Raw genomic sequence first — 16,056 nt, forward strand, 5'->3', positions numbered from 1 at the left:
CGTCATTGTATCCGGCAGCAACCAGCAACGCGGTTTCATGGCTGCAACAATAGAAAACGGCCCCTGTTAAGAGGGGCCGTCATTGTACTGGCTGAACACTAAGTGTCCACGACTATCAGGCGTTGCCATCCATGATGCTGGCAGGGGCGCCCTTGGCCAGCTCGGCCAGCTCCTTGTCGATGAAGTAGAGGCCCTTGCCGTCTTCACCCACCAGCGACAGGCGGTCGACGATGCTCTTGAACAACTTCTCCTCTTCGTGCTGCTCAGCCACGTACCACTGCAGGAAGTTGAAGGTGGAGTAGTCCTGAGTGGTGAACGCCACGTGGGCCAGACCGTTGATGCACTTGGTGATGTGGTACTCGTGCTCGAGGGTGGTGCGGAAGATGTCACCCAGCGACTTGAACTCGTGGGGAGGAGCATCGATGGCACCCAACAGCGGCATGGCACCGGTCTCGCTCACGTAGGTGAACAGGCGCTCCATGTGCTGACGCTCCTCGACGGCGTGCTGGCGCAGGAAGTTGGCCGCCCCCTCGAAGCCCTTGTCCTCGCACCAGGCGCTCATCTGCAGGTAGAGGTTGGAGGAATAGAATTCAAGATTAATCTGCTCGTTCAACTTCTCGATCATGGCTTTGGCCAACATGATGATTCTCCACTGTGATTTGGTCACGATTGTCGCCACAGTTTCGTTATGAAGCAACCAGATACCGCTGCCCAAGCTCTCAGTTGTGACAGCTTTTCGCCTCATCCTATCCCCCATACGGTTATAGAGAAGCAAAGAAACATGGTGTAGGTGGATTCAGCCATTATGATGGCGCCAGTGGTCGGGGAAAGGATTCAATGAGATTCATAATGGCACTGGCGCTGCTCTGGATGACCCAGCTGCAGGCCACTCCCTCCTTGCTGAAAGAGGCTGAACTGCAGGCGGCGCGCGATCCGGTCGGCTATCTGCAACGCCTCGACGCCAACCCGCAGCAGGACATGGAGCAGTTTTACGCCAGAGCCCTGGCCCAGGCCGCACTGGGGCACTATCCGCAAGCCCTGCTCGACAACGCCCGTGCCCGCGGGCTGGCCAGTGCCCAGCAGGAGACCCAGCGCCTGCTCGACTTCCGCTTGCAGCAGATCGCCCTCACCCTGGATACCGAAGCGCCGGATCAGGCGCTCACCCTGCTGGAGCAGCTCAAACCCGCCGTCGCCGGCCATCCGCAGCAGACCTCGGAGTGGCACGCCCTCAACGGGCTCGCGCTCTATCGCACCCAGCAGCTCAGTGCGGCGATCGCCGAGCTCAAGACCGCCTTTCGCCTCAAGCAGACGATACCAAACTCCACCATCGCCAGCCTGCAGTGCGCCCGCCTGCTGATGACCCTTGGCAACCTCTACGCCGACCTCAATCTGGCGCGGGAGGCCGAAAGTTATTATCTGGAGGCGCTACAGCGCATGGTGCAGCTGGACGAGCCCAACAGCCAGATCATCATCCGGGCCAACATGGCGCGGCTCTATATCGATACCGAGCGCCCCGCCCAGGCCAGACGGCTGCTGGACAATCTGCTGGCCAACCCGGCGCTGGCGCCGGACTACCGTGCCATCATCCTCGGCTATCAGGCCATGGCGCTCAATGCCGAGCGCGACTGGGCCGGCTCCCTGCGCGCCCTGGACGAGGCGCAGGCACTTTATCAACAACTGGGCTACCCGGAAGCCGGGGTGCGTCTGCTGGAGACCCGAGCCAGGGCGCTGCAGGGCAGCGGCGAGAAGCAGCTGGCGCTGCAACTGCTGACCAGCCAGGGGCCTGCCGGTGCCGGCAGCAAGGCCTTGCAGGCCAGTCTGCTGGCGGATCAGGGGCGCTACCCCGAGGCCTATCAGGCGCTCAATGAATATGTGAACGACTACAAGCAGCACTTTAACCAGACCCTGAGCCAGCATGCCGCCGCCTTCCAGGCCGAGATGGATCTGGCCCGCAGCGAGGCCAGCAACCGGGTGCTGCAACAGGAGAACGAAAACAAGCGCCAGCAACTGCTGCATCAGCAGAGTGCCCGCCACTACCAGCTGGCGCTGGTCGGCCTGCTGGCCAGTGCCCTGCTGCTGCTGGGCGTCACCACCCACCGGCTGCACCGCAGCTCGCGCCACCTCTACAAACTGGCCACCTTCGATCAGCTGACCGAACTGCCCAATCGCCGCGCCCTGCTGGAACGGCTGGCCACCCAGTGGCAACAAGAGGGCCCGCTCACCCTGCTGATCATCGACATCGATCACTTCAAGCAGATCAACGACCGTCACGGCCATCAGGCGGGAGACAGGGCCATTCAGCGGCTGGCGCGGGAACTGAGATCCTGGGCACCCGACCTGCAACTGGTCGGGCGCTGGGGCGGCGAGGAGTTTCTGGTAGCGGTGCCGCTGCCGGCGGCGGATTGCTGGTATCTGGCAGAGCAACTGCGCCTGCGCATCGGCCAGATCGACACACCCCGCATGACCATCAGTATAGGGGTAGCCGGTCGCTCGGCCGCCGACGACGAGCTGGGTCAGCTCATCCACCGAGCCGACATGGCCATGTATCAGGCCAAGCGCCAGGGCCGCAACCAGACCATCCTGGCCGCGGAGCCGAGCAACCCGAAGCAGCCGGAGACCCTGGCCAGCAGCGTGGCCTGACCCTCAGCCCCCTGGCTCAGGGCAGCAGCTCGGTCAGTGAGGCCAGATCCACCGGTGCGCCGTAGTCGACGCCCGGCAGCTCGAAGCCGTTGAGCTGCATGAAGTCCTGGCGCAGCCCGGCAAAATCCCCCAGCGCGTGGAAGTTGTCCGGCGTCACCTTGGACCAGAGCGCCGAGACGGCGGCCTGAATGGCCGGGTCGAGTTCGTGGTCATCCATCCGGATCAGCCGGTTGCCGTCGGCCACCACCCCTTGCGGGCCGTACATCTTGGTGGCGAACAGCCGCTGCATCTGCTCGATGCAGCCCTCGTGCACGCCGCGCTCCTTCATCACCCCCATCAGCAGACCCAGATAGACCGGCAGCACCGGAATATAGGCGCTCGCCTTGGTCACCAGCGCCTTGCAGACCGACACCCAGGCGTGGCCGCCAATCTGCGCCAGCTGCAGGTTGATGGTCTCGGCGGTGGCGTGCAGATGCTCCTTGGCATAACCGATGGTGCCGTCCCGATAGAGGGGGTAGGTCGATTCGGGGCCGATATAGGAGTAGGCCACCGTCTGGGCGCCGGGCGCGAGACAATCCGCCTGCTGCAGCGCCTGCAACCAGAGCTGCCAATCCTCGCCGCCCATCACGCTGACGGTGCCGCGGATCTCCTCCGGGGTGGCCGGATCCAGCGACTGCTGCACCAGGGTGTCCTGTTCCAGATCCAGCCCCCAGCCGCTGAATGGCTGGCCGGTGGTCTTGAGCACAGAGCGCACCTGAGTGCCGTCAGGCAACACCCGGATGCCGCTCGCCAGCGAGTAGATCACCAGATCCACCTGCCCCAGCTGCTGGCGGATGGTGTCGATGGCCTGCTGACGCATCCCGGTGGAGAAGGCATCCCCGAGCAGATTGATGGCGATGCGGCCGGCCTGCTCCGCCTCCTTGCGAAACCAGATGTTGTTGTACCAGCCGGCGCTGCCCGGCCCCTTGTCGGAGGGGCCCCGCTCGAACGACACGCCGACGGTGTCGGCCCCGGCTCCGAAGGTCAGGGCAATGCGCGACGCCAGCCCGAAGCCGGACGAAGCGCCCAGCACCAGCACCCGTTTCGGCCCGTTGAACGGGCCCGCCGCCCGGATCCGCTCGATCTGCTGCAGCACGGCGGCACGGCAGCCGATGGGATGACAGTTGCGGGCGACGCAGCCCTGGATCTGTGGGTGAATGATCATCAAGGAGTCTCCAAGGAATCAATACGATACGCAAAATGACAGTGCAGACCGACCCGTATCCAACCGGGATCCGGTGTTAACTGGCCGGCGACGGTCTGCCAAAGGAACTGGCTACAGCATAACCAAGCGAGGCGGGATTACCTTGATGTCGGGCGGAATATCGGCGAGAAGGCGGCAGAAAAACAAAAGGGAGCGCGAGGCTCCCCAAAGCGGTATTCAGATGCTTTTTGTTGTTTTGTGTTCATTGCGAAGCACGGGCACATCCTATGCCTGTCACCGGCCGCGGGCAAGCCGGCGGATGTGACCTGCCTCAAACTCCTGTTCGATTTATAGCCAGTTTATTGGCTGTCGTCGGCGACAAGCTCCATAAGAAACTCGTTTAAATCCCAAAACTGTGCCGGGGACACCATTTTAGTTTCAGCAGACATTGGTATAGTGGACTCAGGATCAGTGAGGAGAACTCCCATGAATGGAACCTATTACAAACACATACTGGCCGCGATCGACCTGTCGGAAGACAACCGCAAGGTGATCGAGAAAGCGGTCGACCGGGCTCGCTCCAACGGCGCCAAGCTGTCGGTGATCCATGTCGATGTGGACCTCAAGGATCTCTACACCGAGATGATCGACATCGACATCGACAACGTGCAGGATCAGGTGATCGCCGAAGCGAAAGAGAAGCTGGAAGCCTTCCTGGCCTCGGTGGACTACCCCATCGAGAAGAAGCTGGTGATCTGTGGTGATTTGAGCGAGCGGGTCAACCAGGCGGTCAGGGATTATCAGATCGATCTGCTGGTGTGCGGCCATCGCCAGAGCTTCTGGAGTCTGCTCACTTCGAGCGCACGCCAGCTGATGAATACCGTGCCCTGCGATCTGCTGGTCGTCCCCTTGCAGAAGTGATCAAACAGGCGTAGTTTGATTTGCCATGAATATGACCTCATTCAATCACAACTACTGGTGGTGCTGCTCTTAAACAGGCGGCACTGCTTTTCTATGTAAAATTTCCCAAAGAAAACACCGTGACCGCCGAGAGGCGGTCATTGTTTTCATCCCTTTGTCGCCTCCCGGCTCACCCAACTGGAGAGAGTGACATGCACAACCCCGTTATCCTGACCGGCGACCGTCCCACCGGCAAACTGCACATCGGCCACTATGTCGGCTCCCTGCGCCAACGCGTCGAAGCCCAGCACCACTACCGTCAATTCGTGATGATCGCCGATCTGCAGGCGCTGACCGACAACGGTCACAACCCGGCCAAGGTGACCGACCACGTGCTGGAGGTGATGGCTGACTACCTGGCCGCCGGCCTCGACCCGGCCAAGACCACCTTCTGTCTGCAGAGCGCCCTGCCCGCCCTCGCCGAGCTGACGACCTATTACCTCAACCTAGTCAGCGTCGCCCGGCTGGAGCGCAACCCAACCGTCAAGGCGGAGATCCAGCAGAAAGGGTTCGAGCGCAGCCTGCCTGCCGGCTTCCTGATCTACCCGGTCAGCCAGGCCGCCGACATCACCGCCTTTCGCGCCACCCATGTGCCGGTGGGCGAGGATCAGCTGCCGATGCTGGAGCAGACCAACGAGATAGTACGCCGCTTCAACACCCTGGTGGGCAAAGAGGTGCTGACCGAGTGCCAGCCCATTCTGAGCGACACCGGTCGTCTGCCCGGCATCGACGGCAAGGCCAAGATGTCCAAGTCCCTCGGCAACACCATAGAGCTCGGCATGTCGAGCGACGAGATCAAGCAGGCGGTGTTCGCCATGTATACCGACCCCAACCACCTCAAGGTGAGCGATCCGGGTCAGGTGGAGGGTAATACTGTGTTCGCCTATCTGGATGCCTTCCACCCCGACAAGGCACTGGTGGCCGAGATGAAGGCCCACTACCAGCGCGGCGGACTGGGGGACATGCGTTGCAAGCAGGTGCTGAACGACTGCCTGCAGACCCTGCTCGCCCCGATGCGGGAACGGCGCGAGGCGGCCATCGCCGACAAGCGCCAGCTGCTGCGCCTGTTGCAGCAGGGCACCGAGCAGGCGCGCGCCCTGACCGACGAGGTGCTGGCCGAGGTGAAGGGGGCGATGGGGCTCGACTACTTCGCCGGATTGAACTGATCCGCCCCGCGCTGCGCCGGGCTGCCGAGCGCATCCGCGCCGTAGCGTTCGAACGCCAGCCGGTGCAACAACCCCTTGAACCAGCCGATCGCCTCGTCATGGGCGGTGAGCGGGTGGCCCGCCATCAGGTAGACGATGGGGATGTCGGGGTCCAGCTGGTGCAGCCGCAACGGGTAGTAGCGGCAGAAGTGGCGCCCGATCATCTCGGGCACCACCACCAGATACCGGCCGGTCGCCATCAGCGGCGGCACCGCCATAAAGCTCGGTAATCGGACACCCAGTTCACGCTCCACCCCGAAGCGGGCCAGCCAGAGATCCACCATGGCCTGACTGTGGCCCCAGCTGGAGGTGTGGATGTGGGGCCGGCTGACCAGATCGTCCGGCCCCAGCACGTCCGGCAGCTCGCTGCCAAGGGGCGACAGACAGACCAGCGGGTTGTTGAACCAGGGTTCGCGCCACAGCCGGGGCGAGAGGTGATTGGCATCAGCGAAGCCGATCACCAGATCCAGCTCCCCCTTCTCCAGCTCCCGCTCGTAATCGCTGTCCGCCAGTTCGCACACCTCCAACCGGCAGTGCGGGGCATGCCGGTGCAGCCGCTCCACCAGCGCCGGCACCAGGCCGTGTTCCACCGAGCCCGGAGTGGCGATGCGAAAGATCCGCCGCGCACTGGCGGGGTCGAACCCCTTCGCCTGCCGCAACCCCTGCTCCAGCATGGCCAGCGCCTGGCGCACCGGGCCGGCCAGCGCCTTGGCGCGCTCGGTCGGCATCATCTCGCGCCGGCTCATCACGAACAGGGGGTCATCCAGCGCCGTTCGCAGCCGCCCCAGCGCATGGCTGACGGTGGACTGGGAGAGGTGCAGCCGCTCGGCGGCACGAGTGACGTTGCGCTCCTGCATCAGCATGTCGAACACGGTGAGCAAGTTGAGGTCGAGGCGGGAAAGGGGCAGTTCCATCGATATTGGCCATGGTTGAATGACGACAATTCATTTTTGGCATAGTAGCAGATTGCATAGAATGCGCAGGCGAATTACATCGGAGATTAAAATGCGTAGCTATCTGTTGTTGCTGGCGATTGGCCTGTTGTGGGGCTCCCAGTTCATTTTCATGCATCAGGCCGTGACCGAATTGCCCCCCATCATGGTGGCAGCGGGTCGCGCCTTGTGTGGCAGCCTGACCCTGGGTCTGCTCTGCCTGTTCATGCGTCTCAAGAGCGAGCACACCCCGTGGCGTACCTATATGCTGATCGCCCTGCTCGATGCCACCCTGCCCTTCATCATGGTGGCCTGGGGCCAACAGTATGTGGATAGCGCCATCGCCGCCGTGGTAATGGGTTGTATCCCGTTTGTCACCATCCTGATGGCACCCTTGTTGGTTTCCGGTGAAAAAATCACCAAGGGCGGTCTCGTCTCCGTAATCATCGGCTTCGTCGGCGTGCTGGTGCTGTTCTGGCCGAAACTGGCCAGCGGCATGAATGCCGGCCTGCTCGGCGCCATGGCCATCCTGTTCGGGGCCAGCTGCTTCGCCATCGGCCTGCTGATGATCAAGCGCTTCGCCAAGGACCACCCGGTGGTCGTGGCACGCAACATCCTGATCTCTTCGGCCATCCAGCTGCTGCTGGCCGCGCCGTTCGTCACCGATCTGAGTGCGCTCACCATGCCGAGCCAGCATGCCATCGGCGCCGTCGCGGTGCTCGGGGTGTTCTGTACCGGTCTGGTCTACTTCCTCTACATGGCGCTGATCCAGAAGGCGGGCCCGACCTTCGCCTCCTTCAGCAACTACCTGGTGCCGCTGTTCGGCGTCATGCTGGGTGCCCTGTTCCTCGGCGAGCAGATCCAGTCCACCACCGGCGTGGCACTGGCCCTGATCCTGGGCTCGGTCGCCCTCAACCAGTGGGCTCAGCAGCGCCGCGTCCAGCGGGAGGCTGCCCTATGTCAGGCATCCTGACCACGCTCTGCGGCGGCCTGGTGGTGATCGCCGGCTGGCAGTATCGCCAGCGGCTGATGGGTCTGCTCGGACTGTTGATGGTGCTGCTGCCCTGGTTCTTCGACAGCAAGCTGCAAGCCATGCTGAGCTATGCGCTGAGTGCCTGACATCCGTCTCTGAATGTGTGACGAGAGTGTATCTCTCCTGTTTTTGGGACCGTTTTTCAAAAAAACCTCCGATTTGTCCCTTCTACCGGCGCTCTGCGCCGGTTTTTTTATGCCTGCCTTGCCCCGTCCTGCCGCCCGTCACACCCGATAGCGATAACTGAGTCGCTCGTTCTTGCGCGGGCCGGTGATCTGCCAGCCGAGCAGAAAGTCGTCCCCGGTCGGCGTCAGCTCGGCGCTGTAGTGATCCTGACCGCACAGGTGGGGCTCGGCGGTGAGCCAGCGACCATCCCCCTGCGGCAGCAGCTCGAACAGTACCACCGGCTGCTCGTAGCGCAGATGGGAGAGCCGGATCCCCCGCTCGCTGCGCTGCCACCAGAAGCGGTTGTGCATGGTCAGCACCCGGCCATGGGGCGTGGTGTAGCGGCCCTGCTCGGCAAACAGCCAGCCCCCCTGATGATCGGTCACCGTCACTTCCCCCTCGCCGCTGCCGCACCAGTCAGTGGCGGAGCCTTCCCCGTTGCTCGCGGTAAAGGCAAATGCTCCGATCTGTGGCAACTGGCGCCATAAACGCTGGATCAAGGCTTCCATCTCGGCCATCATAGCCCCCTTCAAAATTGACAACTGACGACAAATCAACCACATGAACTACTTGATAGGGGTTACCCTGCTCTGGTCATTCTCCTTCAGCCTGATCGGGGTCTACCTCGCCGGTCAGGTGGATGCCTACTTCTCGGTACTGACCCGCATCGTGCTCGCCAGCCTGGTGTTTCTGCCCTTTCTCAGACGGCGCTGGTTGCGCCCCGACCTGGTGGCCAAGCTGATGGCCCTCGGCGCTACCCAGCTCGGCATCATGTACCTGTTCTATTACCACTCCTTCCTGCTGCTGACGGTGCCGGAAGTGCTGGTGTTCACCATCTTCACCCCCATCTACGTCACCCTGATCCATGACCTGCTGGAGCGGCGCTTCAAGCCCACCTATCTGTGGGGAGCCCTGCTGGCGGTGCTGGGGGCGGCCGTCATCCGCTTCGATGGGCTGACCGAAAGCTACGTGCTGGGCTTCCTGGTGGTGCAGGGTGCCAACATTTGCTTCGCCATCGGTCAGGTCGGCTACAAGGTATTGCTGGCGCGGGAGAAGGAACAACCCCCACAGCTCGCCGTGTTCGGTTGCTTCTATCTGGGCGCCCTGGCCGTGGCCCTGCCCGCCTGGTGGCTGCTGGGCACGCCGCAATACCCCACCAGTACCCTGCAGTGGGGCATTCTGCTGTGGCTGGGGATTGGCGCTTCCGGGCTTGGTTACTTCCTGTGGAACAAGGGAGCGACCCAGGTCAGCAGCGGTGTGCTGGCCATCATGAACAACGCCCTGATCCCGGCGGGTCTGCTGGTCAATCTGCTGCTGTGGGGCAAGGATACCGACCTGCTCAGGCTCACCCTGGGCGGCCTGCTGATGCTGGCCTCCCTCTGGGTATGCCAGCGTCATGGGGTAAGTGAGCGCTGACTAAAAATCAGCCAACGACGGTGTTGTGCTCCCGTCTGGCCTGGCCGTGGCAAGTGGCCAGCCGGGCCAGCAGGTGATCGATCTGCTCGCCGGCCTGGCTCTGCACCAGGCCGATGCTGACGGTCACCGGTCGCTGCGGCAGCAGGCTGGCATCGGCGATCTCCAGCCGCAACCGCTCGGCAATCTCGAGGCCGCTCAGCCGATCGGTCTGGGAGAGCATCAGGATGAAGCCATCTTCATCCCAGCGGGCGAAGGGGTCTTCCCGCCGCAGCTCGTGACGCACGATGCGGGCCAGCTTGGCCAGCATGGCATCGCAGGCCACCTCGCCAAACAGCTGCTGGATCTTGGCCCTGTGGTCGACGCTGAATTGCAGCAGGCTGAAGCTGCCGCTCTCGCTGGCCAGCCGCTCATCGAGCAACAGCTCGAAGTGGCTGCGGCTCTCCAGCCCGGTAAGGGGATCGGTGCCATGCCGCTCTTCCACCAGCAGTGTCTGTGAGTCGAGCAGACGTACCACCCCCAGCACCTGGCCGTGAACATCGCGCCGGGCCCGCTCCTCCAGCCGGACATAATGGCCGTCGTGATGCAGGATGCGGTATTCGAGCCGGATCTGGGCCACCCGCCCGCTCTGGCAGGCGGTCAGCGCCTCCTGCAGGCTCCCCACGTCGTCGGGGTGCACCCGCTCCAGCCAGCCGAGATCGTCCAGACCGGCTTCGTTCAATCCCAGCAGCCGCAGACAGGAGAGATCCCGCTGCACGCCCTGCTGCGGGCTCCAGCTCCAGAGCCCTGCCTCCAGCAAGGAAATGGCATCCGCCATCAGCGCCAGATCAAACCGGGTAATTGCCTCCCTGAGGGGAGCCTTGAGCATGTCCATCGAGCGCCTCGACACCGAATCTGAAGACCTTCTCAATAAGTAACATTGGCTCTCGCGCCGAGCAACAGGGTCAGCTCGCTTTTCCTTGATAGCCGTTCATCAGGGCCTGCCAGTTCTCCGGTACGAAGTGAAAACTGGTATGCAACTGGGACTCCTTGTTGAAGGAGCGCAGCAACCGTTCCAGGTTGGCCTGCTGCCAGTTGCCGGGAGAGCGGATGGCCCCCTTGTCGAAGTCGATCACCCACACCTTGCCCTCCTTGTCGAGCAACAGGTTGTGGCTGTTGAGATCGGCGTGATAGACCCCGGCGTCGTGCAACCGGCGCACCGTCTGGCCCACCTTGTGCCACACCTCGCCGGCAATCGGCCCCTGCTTGAGCAGGGCCACCAGATCCTTGGCGCCGCGGATGCGCTCGATCAGGATGTCGGCGCGATAGAAGGGGCCCTGCTTGGCCATCCGGGCGGCAAACGGACGCGGCACCGGCAACCCCTGGGCGCTCAACTTGGCCAGCAGCGTGTATTCGGCCATGGCCCGGCTCGATTCGACCCCTTCGAACCAGAAGCGATCCCGCACCACCTTGCCCACCATGCCACCGCGATAGTAGTGACGCAGCACCAGGTGGCGGGATTCATCCTTGACGAACCAGGTCACTCCGCGGCCGATGGAAGACCCCACCACCTGGCGATGTGTCTGCCACCAGGCCGGATCAAACAGCTCGGGAGAAGGGTCGCGAAACGCCCCTTCGGCGTACCAGCAGATCTGGTTGTGTTCGGTCTGAATTTGCATTTTTGGCGATTCCGGTCGGTCAGTCATGGCTACACAAGGCAAGGGCAGGCAACGGCAACACGGGCCCTGTCAGGAGCACCGGCTGCCGGTCGTGCGCAATTTTACAATCCACGGGGGAGTTTGCATAATGCCATCCATCCATTTTGCCACCATTGCGCCACATCATGCCGCTGTTCCAAACGCCGCCCTCCTCCATCTGTATCCTGCGGCTCTCCGCCATCGGCGACTGCTGCCACGCGCTGGCGCTGGTGCGCGTCATCCAGCGGGCCTGGCCGACGACCCGCATCACCTGGATCACCGGCAAGATTGAAGCGACGCTTTTTGCCGATTTGCCCGGGGTCGAAGTGATCGCCTTCGACAAGAGCAAGGGCTGGCGCGGCTACCGCGAGCTTTGGCAGACCCTCAAGGGGCGCCAATTCGATGCCCTGCTGCACCTGCAGGCGGCCATGCGGGCCAGCATCGCCACCCTCGGCATCCGGGCCAAGGTCAAACTGGGTTTCGACCGGGAACGGGCCAGCGACGGCCAGTGGCTGTTCACCAACCACAAGGTGCCATCCCCCGCCTCGCCCCACGTGCTGGACGGCTTTCTCGCCTTCGCCAAAGAGCTCGGCATCCAGGATCTGACCCCGGACTGGCAACTGCCCATCAGCACCGAGCACCAGGCCTGGGCGAAAGAGAAGATTGACGGCAAGCCGACCCTGCTCATCTGCGCCGCCGCCAGCAAGGCGTTCAAGAACTGGACTGCCGCCGGCTATGCCGCGCTGGCGGATCACGCCGCAGACAAGGGTTTTCAGGTCTATCTGTGCGGCGGGCCGGCCAAACTGGAGCGGGATCTGGCCGCCGACATTCAACGGCTGAGCCACAGCAAGCCGGTGGATCTGGTGGGGCAGACCAACCTCAAGCAGTTGCTGGCGCTGATCAAGGAAGCCAGCCTGGTGCTGGCCCCCGATACCGGCCCCACCCACATGGCGACCCTGGTGGGCACGCCGGTGCTCGGTCTCTATGCCCACCACAACCCGGACCGGACCGGCCCCTATCTGTGCCGCGACTACGCGGTCAGCGTCTATCAGGAGCTGGTCGAGCAGGAGACCGGCAAGCCGCTGGCCGAGCTCGGCTGGCGCACCCGCCTCAAGGATCCGGACGCCATGAGCAAGATAACCCGCGAGCGGGTCATCGCCGCCTTCGACCGGCTCTGCGCCGATCGCCAGTTGCCCGCCGGACAGCAACTCGGAATTTCCGAGCAGTGAAGCAGGGATAATCTGCTGGCCCACCCGCACGGCGGCAGGCAGAATGGCGGCTGATGTGGGTGACGCTCCCGCAGCAAGCTACGAATACTTTGATCGGCTGGAATATGATTCCGGCCGTTTTTTTATCCGCTACCTTCTGTTAAAATTCGCCGCCTTTACATCCCTCTTAATTCAAGAATTTTCCGCGTTTCGGATTTGGCTGTCTCCCTTTCGGGCACAAGACGGCGGCCTCTGCTACAACCAAAACACGGTCTCGCTTAAAGGTACAGACATGGCGCAACAAGGCACTCTCTATATCATCTCCTCCCCGAGCGGAGCGGGTAAATCCAGCCTGCTCAACGCCTTGCTGACCCAGCACAACAGCGCAGGCAAGATGCAGCTGTCGGTTTCCCACACCACCCGAGCCACCCGTCCCGGTGAAGAGCACGGGGTGCACTACCACTTCGTCAAGGTGGAAGAGTTCAAGGCGCTGATCGAGCGTGGCGACTTTCTGGAGTGGGCCGAGGTGTTCGGCAACTACTACGGCACCTCCCGCGCGGCCATCGAAGCCTGCCTGGCACAGGGGATCGACGTGTTCCTCGACATCGACTGGCAGGGTGCCCGCCAGATCCGCGACCAGATGCCGACCAAGTCCATCTTCATCCTGCCGCCCAGCCGCGAAGAGCTGGAGCGCCGCCTGATCGGTCGCGGCCAGGACAGTGCCGAGGTGATCAAGGGCCGGATGGAGAAAGCCATTGCCGAAATGGTGCACTATGACGAGTATGACTATGTCATCATCAACGAAGACTTTGAGCAGGCACTGTTCCAGCTGAGGGCCGTCATCGAGTGCCAACGGCTGGAATTGCGCCAGCAGCAGCAGGCCCAACAAAACTTGCTGCAACAGCTACTAGCAGAATAGGCCAAAAACAAGTAAACTTTTGCGTCATTTTTAAACACCGCTTTTTTAAACCGAGAAAGCCCAAACACTGGAGTCCTGCATGGCACGCGTTACTGTAGAAGATGCTGTAAAACAGGTAGGTAACCGTTTTGACCTGGTGCTGGTCGCCGCCCGCCGCGCCCGCCAAATCGCGGTTCAAGGCAAAGATCCCCTGGTTGACGAAGAGAACGACAAGCCGACCGTGATCGCCCTGCGCGAGATCGAACTGGGTCTGGTGAACAACCAGGTGATGGACACCCAGGACCGTTACGAGCAGCAAGAGCAGGAAGCCGCCGAGCTGGCTGCCGTTGCTGCCATCGCCGAAGGCCGCGGTTAAGTCAGTTATTTCCTATAGTCGGCGCCCGCCCGGGTGCCGACTGCTCTCCCCATTTACAACCGCTCGAAAACCTCGCAAACTCAGGACTATACCCTCTATATCCACGGATTGCCGTTTCACCGCTGCGGGGACTGTCTTGTATTTATTTGAAAATCTTAAAGAAATAGCCAGTTCCTACCTGCCACCCGAGCAGGTGGAGAAGCTCAGGCAAGCCTATGTGGTGGCCCGTGATGCTCACCAGGGACAGATGCGTTCCAGCGGCGAGCCCTATATCACCCACCCGGTTGCCGTTGCCCGCATTCTTGGCGACATGCGCCTCGATCATGAAACCCTGATGGCCGCCGTGCTGCACGACGTCATCGAAGATACCCCTGTCACCAAGGCCGACCTGGCCGAACTGTTTGGCGATGCCGTCGCCGAGCTGGTAGCGGGCGTCTCCAAGCTCGACAAGCTGAAGTTTCGCGATCGCAAGGAGGCCCAGGCCGAGAACTTCCGCAAGATGGTGATGGCCATGACCCAGGATATCCGGGTCATCCTGATCAAGCTGGCCGACCGCACCCACAACATGCGCACCCTGGGCTCCCTGCGACCGGACAAGCGCCGCCGCATCGCCCGGGAAACTCTCGAGATCTTCGCCCCCATCGCCAACCGCCTCGGTATTCACACCATGAAGAACGAGCTGGAAGAGCTGGGCTTCGAGGCGCTCTACCCCATGCGCTCGCGCGTGTTGCGCGAATCGGTGCGCCGCGCCCGCGGCAATCGCCGCGAAATCATCGACTCCATCCAGAGCGAGATTGAAGGCCGGCTGCGCGAGGCAGGCATCGAATCCCAGGTCAGCGGCCGCGAGAAGAACCTGTTCTCCATCTACAACAAGATGGAGAAAAAAGAGCTGCAATTTCATGAGGTAATGGATATCTACGCCTTTCGTGTGAGGGTGAAGGACATAGATACCTGTTACCGGGTGCTGGGCCAGATGCACAGTCTCTACAAGCCCCGCCCCGGCCGCTTCAAGGATTACATCGCCATCCCCAAGACCAACGGCTACCAGTCGCTGCACACCTCCCTGGTGGGGCCGCACGGAGTGCCGGTGGAGGTGCAGATCCGCACCGAATTCATGGATCAGATGGCCGACAAGGGCGTCGCCGCCCACTGGGCCTACAAGCAGGATGGCGACAGTTCGGGTACCACCGCCCAGATCCGCGCCCAACGCTGGATGCAGAGCCTGCTCGAGCTGCAGCAGAGCGCCGGCAGCTCCTTTGAATTTATCGAGGGGGTCAAGACCGACCTCTTCCCCGACGAGATCTACGTGTTCACGCCGGAAGGGCGCATCATGGAGCTGCCCGCCGGCGCTACCCCGGTGGACTTCGCCTACACGGTGCACACCGACATCGGCCACGCCTGCGTCGGTTCGCGGGTCGACCGCCACCCCTATCCGCTGAGCAGCCCGCTGCATTCCGGCCAGACGGTGGAGATCATCACGGCGCCGGGGGCTCGCCCCAACGCGGCCTGGCTCAACTTTGTGGTGACCACCAAGGCCCGCTCCAAGATCCGCCAGTTCCTCAAGAACCTGCGTACCGAAGAGTCGGTGGTGCTGGGTCGCCGCCTGCTCAACCATGCGCTCGGCGCCAAGAACATCGAAGACATCCCGGAGCCGCGCATCAAGCAGGTGCTGGCCGACACCAAGCATGAGAACCTGCAGGGCCTGCTGGCCGACGTGGGTCTTGGCAACGCCATGAGCGTCATGGTGGCGCGCCGCATGCTGGGGGATGAACTGCCGCCGGAAGAACAGCCCAAGTCCAGCAGCAAGAAGATGCCGATCAAGGGTGCCGACGGCATGCTGGTCACCTTCGCCAACTGCTGTCGCCCAATCCCGGGGGACGCCATCATCGCCCACATCAGCCCGGGCAAGGGCCTGGTGATCCACCAGGAAGCCTGCCGCAACATCAAGGGCTACAGCAAGGAGCCGGACAAGTACCTGCCGGTACAGTGGGAAGTGGACAAGGAGCAGGAACAGGAGTTCCGCACCGGCATCAGCATCGAGATCGTCAACCACCAGGGTGCCCTGGCGGAGCTGGCCAACGTGATTGCCGCCACCGGCGCCAACATTCACGCCATCAGCACCGAGGAGAAGGATGGCCGGGTCTATCTGGTCACCCTGCTCATCACCACCAAGAGCCGGATCCACCTTGCCAACATCATGCGCAAGATCCGGGTGATGCCGAACGTGCTCAAGGTGAGCCGACAGAAAAACTGACCACAGGCGGCGCAAGCCGCCTGCTGCTTTTCAAGAGACAAGCTTGTCCCACCGCCGCAGGCACGCTCGTTCAACCTGGCGAGTGGACAAACCCGGCTTCGGCAGAGCCGACA

Annotated in this window: 16 protein-coding genes; 10 read left to right on the forward strand and 6 right to left on the reverse strand. The window is 62.5% G+C overall.

Annotated elements, in window-relative coordinates:
* Nucleotides 1-115: 115 nt before the first annotated feature.
* Nucleotides 116-640 carry a non-heme ferritin gene (gene ftnA / locus ACPDZI_RS21570; protein WP_016348910.1) on the reverse strand — a complete coding sequence of 175 codons (525 nt, stop codon included), beginning with the start codon at nucleotides 638-640 and terminating at the stop codon, nucleotides 116-118.
* A gap of 209 nt (nucleotides 641-849) precedes the next feature.
* Between ftnA and ACPDZI_RS21575 the strand changes: the two genes are divergently transcribed.
* Entirely contained in the window at nucleotides 850-2,640 is a 1,791-nt protein-coding gene (locus ACPDZI_RS21575; protein WP_438834607.1) for a diguanylate cyclase domain-containing protein, read from the forward strand.
* A gap of 16 nt (nucleotides 2,641-2,656) precedes the next feature.
* Here the strand turns inward: ACPDZI_RS21575 and fabV are convergent, their stop codons facing one another.
* Nucleotides 2,657-3,844: an enoyl-ACP reductase FabV gene (gene fabV, locus ACPDZI_RS21580; protein ID WP_438833775.1), complete on the reverse strand. Its 1,188-nt coding sequence runs from the start codon at nucleotides 3,842-3,844 to the stop codon at nucleotides 2,657-2,659.
* Nucleotides 3,845-4,309: 465 nt separating this feature from the next.
* Here fabV and ACPDZI_RS21585 point away from each other — a divergent pair, with 465 nt between their 5' ends.
* Complete coding sequence (locus ACPDZI_RS21585; protein WP_010635648.1) at nucleotides 4,310-4,744, forward strand: universal stress protein; 435 nt, start codon at nucleotides 4,310-4,312, stop codon at nucleotides 4,742-4,744.
* A 191-nt stretch (nucleotides 4,745-4,935) separates the two neighbouring features.
* Nucleotides 4,936-5,949: a tryptophan--tRNA ligase gene (gene trpS, locus ACPDZI_RS21590; protein WP_202012354.1), complete on the forward strand. Its 1,014-nt coding sequence runs from the start codon at nucleotides 4,936-4,938 to the stop codon at nucleotides 5,947-5,949.
* Here the strand turns inward: trpS and ACPDZI_RS21595 are convergent.
* Entirely contained in the window at nucleotides 5,928-6,902 is a 975-nt protein-coding gene (locus ACPDZI_RS21595; RefSeq protein WP_011704088.1) for a LysR family transcriptional regulator, read from the reverse strand. The genes trpS and ACPDZI_RS21595 overlap by 22 nt on opposite strands.
* A gap of 91 nt (nucleotides 6,903-6,993) precedes the next feature.
* Between ACPDZI_RS21595 and ACPDZI_RS21600 the strand changes: the two genes are divergently transcribed.
* Together ACPDZI_RS21600 and ACPDZI_RS21605 are read left to right on the forward strand one after the other, a co-directional pair.
* Entirely contained in the window at nucleotides 6,994-7,893 is a 900-nt protein-coding gene (locus tag ACPDZI_RS21600) for a DMT family transporter (RefSeq protein WP_185423346.1), read from the forward strand.
* Nucleotides 7,878-8,039: a hypothetical protein gene (locus ACPDZI_RS21605; protein ID WP_016348904.1), complete on the forward strand. Its 162-nt coding sequence runs from the start codon at nucleotides 7,878-7,880 to the stop codon at nucleotides 8,037-8,039. The genes ACPDZI_RS21600 and ACPDZI_RS21605 overlap by 16 nt, the downstream gene beginning before the upstream one ends.
* A gap of 138 nt (nucleotides 8,040-8,177) precedes the next feature.
* On the opposite strand, the gene ACPDZI_RS21610 is transcribed toward ACPDZI_RS21605, so the two are convergent.
* Complete coding sequence (locus ACPDZI_RS21610; protein WP_429045292.1) at nucleotides 8,178-8,636, reverse strand: DUF6314 family protein; 459 nt, start codon at nucleotides 8,634-8,636, stop codon at nucleotides 8,178-8,180.
* 43 nt (nucleotides 8,637-8,679) lie between these two features.
* Here ACPDZI_RS21610 and ACPDZI_RS21615 point away from each other — a divergent pair, with 43 nt between their 5' ends.
* Nucleotides 8,680-9,534 carry a carboxylate/amino acid/amine transporter gene (locus tag ACPDZI_RS21615; protein WP_039214096.1) on the forward strand — a complete coding sequence of 285 codons (855 nt, stop codon included), beginning with the start codon at nucleotides 8,680-8,682 and terminating at the stop codon, nucleotides 9,532-9,534.
* Between the two features lie 7 nt (nucleotides 9,535-9,541).
* Here ACPDZI_RS21615 and ACPDZI_RS21620 read toward each other — a convergent pair whose 3' ends face one another.
* On the reverse strand, nucleotides 9,542-10,405 hold the full coding sequence (locus ACPDZI_RS21620; RefSeq protein ID WP_175610366.1) for a GGDEF domain-containing protein: 864 nt from the start codon (nucleotides 10,403-10,405) through the stop codon (nucleotides 9,542-9,544).
* Nucleotides 10,406-10,475: 70 nt separating this feature from the next.
* A complete protein-coding gene (locus tag ACPDZI_RS21625) occupies nucleotides 10,476-11,189 on the reverse strand; it encodes a 3-deoxy-D-manno-octulosonic acid kinase (protein ID WP_011704082.1) in 714 nt (237 codons plus the stop codon).
* A gap of 152 nt (nucleotides 11,190-11,341) precedes the next feature.
* Here ACPDZI_RS21625 and ACPDZI_RS21630 point away from each other — a divergent pair, with 152 nt between their 5' ends.
* The 4 genes from ACPDZI_RS21630 (at nucleotide 11,342) to spoT (ending at nucleotide 15,943) form a co-directional block, all read left to right on the forward strand.
* A complete protein-coding gene (locus ACPDZI_RS21630) occupies nucleotides 11,342-12,436 on the forward strand; it encodes a glycosyltransferase family 9 protein (protein ID WP_438834608.1) in 1,095 nt (364 codons plus the stop codon).
* Between the two features lie 271 nt (nucleotides 12,437-12,707).
* Nucleotides 12,708-13,334 (forward strand): guanylate kinase, encoded by a 627-nt coding sequence (gene gmk / locus ACPDZI_RS21635; protein ID WP_045788738.1) that lies wholly within the window; start codon nucleotides 12,708-12,710, stop codon nucleotides 13,332-13,334.
* Nucleotides 13,335-13,413: 79 nt separating this feature from the next.
* Nucleotides 13,414-13,689, forward strand: coding sequence for a DNA-directed RNA polymerase subunit omega (rpoZ, locus tag ACPDZI_RS21640; RefSeq protein ID WP_005307060.1), 276 nt, complete (start codon nucleotides 13,414-13,416; stop codon nucleotides 13,687-13,689).
* Between the two features lie 136 nt (nucleotides 13,690-13,825).
* Nucleotides 13,826-15,943: a bifunctional GTP diphosphokinase/guanosine-3',5'-bis pyrophosphate 3'-pyrophosphohydrolase gene (gene spoT, locus ACPDZI_RS21645; RefSeq protein ID WP_011704079.1), complete on the forward strand. Its 2,118-nt coding sequence runs from the start codon at nucleotides 13,826-13,828 to the stop codon at nucleotides 15,941-15,943.
* Nucleotides 15,944-16,056: the final 113 nt, after the last annotated feature.

Origin of the sequence: Aeromonas oralensis (genome assembly GCF_049665575.1) — a bacterium.
Lineage (GTDB): Bacteria > Pseudomonadota > Gammaproteobacteria > Enterobacterales > Aeromonadaceae > Aeromonas > Aeromonas hydrophila.

Excerpts from the sequence above, each read along its gene's own strand:
- ACPDZI_RS21615 (WP_039214096.1), top strand. The coding sequence starts at position 8,680 with ATGAACTACTTGATAGGGGTTACCCTGCTCTGGTCATTCTCCTTCAGC.
- fabV (WP_438833775.1), bottom strand. The coding sequence starts at position 3,844 with ATGATCATTCACCCACAGATCCAGGGCTGCGTCGCCCGCAACTGTCAT.
- ACPDZI_RS21620 (WP_175610366.1), bottom strand. The coding sequence starts at position 10,405 with ATGGACATGCTCAAGGCTCCCCTCAGGGAGGCAATTACCCGGTTTGAT.
- ftnA (WP_016348910.1), bottom strand. The coding sequence starts at position 640 with ATGTTGGCCAAAGCCATGATCGAGAAGTTGAACGAGCAGATTAATCTT.
- ACPDZI_RS21605 (WP_016348904.1), top strand. The coding sequence starts at position 7,878 with ATGTCAGGCATCCTGACCACGCTCTGCGGCGGCCTGGTGGTGATCGCC.
- ACPDZI_RS21610 (WP_429045292.1), bottom strand. The coding sequence starts at position 8,636 with ATGGCCGAGATGGAAGCCTTGATCCAGCGTTTATGGCGCCAGTTGCCA.
- ACPDZI_RS21625 (WP_011704082.1), bottom strand. The coding sequence starts at position 11,189 with ATGCAAATTCAGACCGAACACAACCAGATCTGCTGGTACGCCGAAGGG.
- ACPDZI_RS21595 (WP_011704088.1), bottom strand. The coding sequence starts at position 6,902 with ATGGAACTGCCCCTTTCCCGCCTCGACCTCAACTTGCTCACCGTGTTC.
- rpoZ (WP_005307060.1), top strand. The coding sequence starts at position 13,414 with ATGGCACGCGTTACTGTAGAAGATGCTGTAAAACAGGTAGGTAACCGT.
- trpS (WP_202012354.1), top strand. The coding sequence starts at position 4,936 with ATGCACAACCCCGTTATCCTGACCGGCGACCGTCCCACCGGCAAACTG.
- gmk (WP_045788738.1), top strand. The coding sequence starts at position 12,708 with ATGGCGCAACAAGGCACTCTCTATATCATCTCCTCCCCGAGCGGAGCG.
- ACPDZI_RS21600 (WP_185423346.1), top strand. The coding sequence starts at position 6,994 with ATGCGTAGCTATCTGTTGTTGCTGGCGATTGGCCTGTTGTGGGGCTCC.
- ACPDZI_RS21585 (WP_010635648.1), top strand. The coding sequence starts at position 4,310 with ATGAATGGAACCTATTACAAACACATACTGGCCGCGATCGACCTGTCG.
- ACPDZI_RS21575 (WP_438834607.1), top strand. The coding sequence starts at position 850 with ATGGCACTGGCGCTGCTCTGGATGACCCAGCTGCAGGCCACTCCCTCC.